The sequence below is a fragment of the Micromonospora sp. D75 genome (assembly GCF_018070405.1).
GTDB classification, from domain to species: Bacteria; Actinomycetota; Actinomycetes; order Mycobacteriales; family Micromonosporaceae; genus Micromonospora; species Micromonospora chalcea.
In genome coordinates, this window is record NZ_JAGPXV010000611.1 from 1 (window position 1) to 3,578 (window position 3,578).

6 protein-coding genes are annotated in these 3,578 nt (G+C 73.4%); 1 reads left to right on the forward strand and 5 read right to left on the reverse strand.

Annotated features, from left to right (window positions below; genetic code table 11):
* Nucleotides 1-50 precede the first annotated feature (50 nt).
* On the forward strand, nucleotides 51-512 hold the full coding sequence (locus KBX39_RS26415) for a hypothetical protein (RefSeq protein ID WP_043329504.1): 462 nt from the start codon (nucleotides 51-53) through the stop codon (nucleotides 510-512).
* Between the two features lie 7 nt (nucleotides 513-519).
* On the opposite strand, the gene hisF is transcribed toward KBX39_RS26415, so the two are convergent.
* The 5 genes from hisF to KBX39_RS26440 form a co-directional block, all read right to left on the reverse strand.
* Nucleotides 520-1,287 (reverse strand): imidazole glycerol phosphate synthase subunit HisF, encoded by a 768-nt coding sequence (hisF, locus tag KBX39_RS26420; protein WP_043329502.1) that lies wholly within the window; start codon nucleotides 1,285-1,287, stop codon nucleotides 520-522.
* 86 nt (nucleotides 1,288-1,373) lie between these two features.
* Entirely contained in the window at nucleotides 1,374-2,375 is a 1,002-nt protein-coding gene (locus KBX39_RS26425) for an NADP-dependent oxidoreductase (RefSeq protein ID WP_064445244.1), read from the reverse strand.
* Nucleotides 2,372-2,797: an organic hydroperoxide resistance protein gene (locus tag KBX39_RS26430; RefSeq protein ID WP_064445243.1), complete on the reverse strand. Its 426-nt coding sequence runs from the start codon at nucleotides 2,795-2,797 to the stop codon at nucleotides 2,372-2,374. The genes KBX39_RS26425 and KBX39_RS26430 overlap by 4 nt, the downstream gene beginning before the upstream one ends.
* Before the next feature lies 1 nt (nucleotide 2,798).
* The gene (locus KBX39_RS26435) at nucleotides 2,799-3,245 is read right to left on the reverse strand and encodes a MarR family winged helix-turn-helix transcriptional regulator (RefSeq protein WP_043331106.1); all 447 of its coding nucleotides are present in this window, start codon (nucleotides 3,243-3,245) and stop codon (nucleotides 2,799-2,801) included.
* 80 nt (nucleotides 3,246-3,325) lie between these two features.
* On the reverse strand, nucleotides 3,326-3,578 hold a 253-nt coding region (locus tag KBX39_RS26440), incomplete at its 5' end, for a Rid family hydrolase (RefSeq protein WP_247660617.1).

Below are 3,578 nucleotides of genomic sequence, written 5' to 3' on the forward strand. Positions count from 1 at the left end.
CAGTAAAACCAGGTGTTTCCTCCGCCGTCGCGGCCGGGCATCATTCCTGCATGGGGGAGAACGGATGGCGTTGGAGCGACGCCTGGATCTTCGTCGCGCTTGTCATCGCCAGTGGCGCCGGCCGGCACCGGCGGTCCGCGTCGACACGCCGCCCCGAAGGCGTACGACTGGCCGACGTCCTCTCCACCGCCGACCACCTAAACCAGGCCATCCCCGAGCGGCACGAGGTGGAGGGCGCGGTCCGGCGGCTCGTCGGCGCGGGCCTGGTCAGCGTCGCCGACGGCTGGTTCCGGGTCACACCGGACGGTGAGCGGCTCTGGCGCACCCGCCCCAGCGCCGGGCTCGGCACCACTGTGGACACGGTGCAGGGCGTGCTGACCCGCCGGCACCCGCCCGGTGAGTCCGAGTGGCAGCTCGACGAGGACGACCACGCCGCCGCCGTGCAGGAGTACGTGGTCCGCTCGATCCCGATGCCGCGCCGCTCCCCCGAGGGGCACTCCGGCCGGCAGTGAGCGCGCCTCAGCGCACCGGGTGCCCGGCGCCGCGCAGCGCGTCCTTGACCTCGCCGACGGTCAGCTCACCGAAGTGGAAGACGCTCGCCGCGAGCACCGCGTCCGCCCCCGCGCCGACGGCCGGCGGGAAGTGCGCCACCTCGCCCGCGCCGCCGCTGGCGATCACCGGCACGTCGACCACCTCCCGGACCGCCTGGATCAGCGGCAGGTCGAACCCGGCCTTGGTGCCGTCGGCGTCCATCGAGTTGAGCAGGATCTCCCCCGCGCCCAGCTCGGCGCCGCGCGCCGCCCACTCGACCGCGTCCAGCCCGGTGCCCCGCCGCCCGCCGTGCGTGGTCACCTCGAAACCGCTCGGCGTCGTGCCGTCGGGCGCGCGGCGCACGTCCAGTGAGAGCACGAGCACCTGACTGCCGAACCGGTCGGCGATCTCGGCGATCAGCTCCGGGCGGGCGATGGCGGCGGTGTTCACGCCCACCTTGTCCGCCCCGGCCCGCAGCAGCGTGTCGACGTCGGCGACCTGACGGACGCCGCCGCCCACGGTGAGCGGGATGAAGACCGACTCGGCGGTGCGCCGCACCACGTCGAGCATGGTGCCGCGGTCACTGGACGAGGCGGTGACGTCGAGGAAGGTCAGCTCGTCCGCGCCGGCCCGGTCGTACGCCGCCGCCAGCTCCACCGGGTCGCCCGCGTCGCGCAGGTCGAGGAAGTTGACCCCCTTGACCACGCGCCCGGCGTCCACGTCCAGACACGGGATGACCCGTACCGCCACCGTCATGCCCCGAGCCTAGCCAACGCGCGGGCGGTGGTGACCCGCCGGTGAGGCCGGTCACCACCGCCCGTGGTGGTACGGGTTCACGCCGGTCAGAGACGGACCAGCATCTTGCCGAGGTTCTCGCCGCGCAGCAGGCCGAGGAACGCCTCCGGGGCCTGCTCGATGCCGTCGACGATCGTCTCGTCGTACGACAGCCGGCCCTCGCGCAGCCAGCCCGCCACCTCCTGCACGAACTGCTCCCGCAGGTGACCGTGGTCACTGACGAGGAAGCCGCGCAGCGTCAGGCGTTTGCCGATCACCAGCGCCAGGTTGCGCGGCGCGGCGGGCGGCTCGGTGGCGTTGTACTGGGCGATCATGCCGCAGATGGCGGCCCGGCCGTGCACGTTCATCGCCCCGATCGCGGCCTCCAGGTGGTCGCCGCCGACGTTGTCGAAGTACACGTCGACGCCGTCCGGCGCGGCCGCCCTGAGCTGCTTGGACACCGGGCCGTCGTGGTAGTCGAACGCGGCGTCGAAGCCGAGCGCGGTGAGCCGTTCCACCTTCGCCGCGGAGCCGGCGCTGCCGATCACCCGGCCGGCGCCGCGCAGCTTCGCGATCTGGCCGACCATGCTGCCCACCGCGCCGGCCGCGCCGGAGACGAAGACGGTCTCCCCCGGCTTCATGGCGGCCACGTCGAGCAGCCCGGCGTACGCGGTCAGCCCGGTCATGCCGAGCACGCCCAGATGGGCGGTCACCGGTGCCAGGTCCGGGTCGATCTTGCGCGCGCCCTTGGCGTCCACCAGCGCGTACTCGCGCCAGCCCAGCCCGTGCAGCACCGTGTCGCCGGGCTTGACGCCGCCGGCCTCGCCGGCCACCACCTCACCGATCGCGCCCCCGTCGAGCGGGGCGTCGAGCGCGAACGGCGGCACGTACGACTTGACGTCGTTCATCCGCCCGCGCATGTACGGGTCGACGGACATGAACCGGTTGCGGACCACCACCTGTCCCGGGCCCGGCGTCGGCACCTCGGTGGTGACCAGCCGGAAGTTCTCCGCGGTCGGCCAGCCCTGCGGCCGGGACGCCAGATGGATCTCCCGGTTCATCCCGCTCATCGGGCCTCGCGGACCGTGCGGGTGACCTCGACGTTGCCCCGGGTCGCGTTGGAGTAGGGGCAGACCTGGTGGGCCGCGTCGACCAGCTGCTCGGCGGCCGCGCGCTCGACCGCGGGCAGGTCCACCACGAGCGTCACGGCGAGGCCGAAGCCGCCGCTGCCGTTCGGGCCGATGCCCACCTCGGCCTCGACCACCGAGCCGGAGACGTCCGCCTTGGCCTTGCGGGCGACCACGCGCAGCGCGGAGTGGAAGCAGGCCGCGTAGCCGGCCGCGAAGAGCTGCTCCGGGTTGGCCGCGCCGCCGGCGCCACCCATCTCCTTCGGTACGGCGAGGTCCAGCTCGACCGTGCCGTCGGAGGTGCGGACGTGACCGTCGCGGCCGTCGCCGGTGGCGCGGGCGGAGGCGGTGTAGAGCACCTGCATGTCACTGCTCCTTCTGTCGGTGGATCGTCTCGGTGACCCGGGTGAGGATGCCGTGGAGGAAGACCAGTTCGGCCTCGGTGAGCCCGGTGGCGGTGGCCACCTGCCGCGGCACGTCACACATCCGCTCCCGCAGGGCCCGGCCCTGGCCGGTGAGGCCCACCTCGACCCGGCGCTCGTCGGCAGCCGAGCGGGTACGCACCACCAGGCCGGCCGCCTCCAGCCGCTTGAGCAGCGGGGAGAGCGTGCCGGAGTCGAGCCGGAGCGCGGCGCCGAGCTCGGAGACCGTGGGGGCGTCGTCGTCACGCTCCCAGAGCACCAGCAGCACCAGGTACTGCGGGTAGGTCAGGCCGTGCTCGTCGAGGATGGGCCGGTAGACGTCGGTCATGGCGCGCGACGCCGCGTAGAGGGCGAAGCACACCTGCCGGCGCAGCACCAGATCATCGGTCACCGCGAAACCGTAACGCACAATTAGGTTGTGCACAACCGATCGGCGTGTGGTCCGGGGCGCGCGAGGCACCCCGGAACGCCTCAGGCGGGGAGGTACGCCTCCAGCTCGACCTCGACCAGCAGGTCCGGGTCGATCAGCCCGGCCACCACCACCATCGTCGCCACCGGGCGTACCGGGCCGAACACCGCGTTGTGCGCCCGGCCCACCTCGTCGGCGAAGATCTGATCCGTCACGTACATCCGGGTCCGCACCACGTCGCCCGGACCGGCGCCCACCTCGGCCAGCGCGTCCAGGCCGATCCGGATCGCCTGCGCGGTCTGCGCCGCCGCGTCG

Coding starts and splice junctions, on each gene's coding strand:
- KBX39_RS26415 (WP_043329504.1), top strand. CDS start 51: ATGGGGGAGAACGGATGGCGTTGGAGCGACGCCTGGATCTTCGTCGCG.
- hisF (WP_043329502.1), bottom strand. CDS start 1,287: ATGACGGTGGCGGTACGGGTCATCCCGTGTCTGGACGTGGACGCCGGG.
- KBX39_RS26425 (WP_064445244.1), bottom strand. CDS start 2,375: ATGAGCGGGATGAACCGGGAGATCCATCTGGCGTCCCGGCCGCAGGGC.
- KBX39_RS26430 (WP_064445243.1), bottom strand. CDS start 2,797: ATGCAGGTGCTCTACACCGCCTCCGCCCGCGCCACCGGCGACGGCCGC.